The organism is Pseudomonas sp. Marseille-P9899, from assembly GCF_903166565.1.
GTDB lineage: Bacteria > Pseudomonadota > Gammaproteobacteria > Pseudomonadales > Pseudomonadaceae > Aquipseudomonas > Aquipseudomonas huaxiensis.
Genome location: NZ_CAESCG010000008.1, coordinates 1 through 494 on the forward strand (window position 1 = coordinate 1; position 494 = coordinate 494).

The following is a 494-nucleotide window of genomic DNA, read 5'->3' on the forward strand; positions in this document are numbered from 1 at the left end:
TGGTGGAGCAAATTGCGAGTTAGTCAATAATAAAAAAGATGAAAGCGATAGGTCTTGCTAAATATTTTTTTTTTTTTCAAGAAAAGGCCGGAATAGGAGCTCCGCCTAATTCTCGTGGGCTGGGAGGTGTTTATAAGAGACAGAAACCCGCCGTTGCTTTGGCGCTGGGCGCGCAGGCCGCTGCCGGCCAGCAAGCGGGCCAGGCCGTCTTCGACGCTGAAGTTGCCTTGCAGCGCGGCGGACTGGCGGCCTTGGGTCTGGCGGGCATCGAACGTCAGGGTGATCCCGGCGCGGGTGGCGAACAAACTCAGGCTGGTGCCCAGCGGACCCGCGGCGATCTGGAACTGCTGGCTGGCGCTTTGTGCCATGGCCTGGCCGGGCAGGGCGCTGAGCAGCGGCAGGGAAACCATGGGCAGGCCGAACAGCGCCAAGCGGACAGCACGAACCAGGGGGATGGACGCTCGCGGGAAGAACGGGGGCATGCGGTGTTCCTT

The 494-nt window shown here is 60.9% G+C and carries 1 protein-coding gene; it reads right to left on the reverse strand.

What is annotated here, in order from left to right; all coding sequences use genetic code 11:
- Positions 1-23: 23 nt before the first annotated feature.
- Positions 24-431 (reverse strand): STN domain-containing protein, encoded by a 408-nt coding sequence (locus HWV67_RS28140; RefSeq protein WP_256680225.1) that lies wholly within the window; start codon positions 429-431, stop codon positions 24-26.
- Positions 432-494 lie beyond the last annotated feature (63 nt).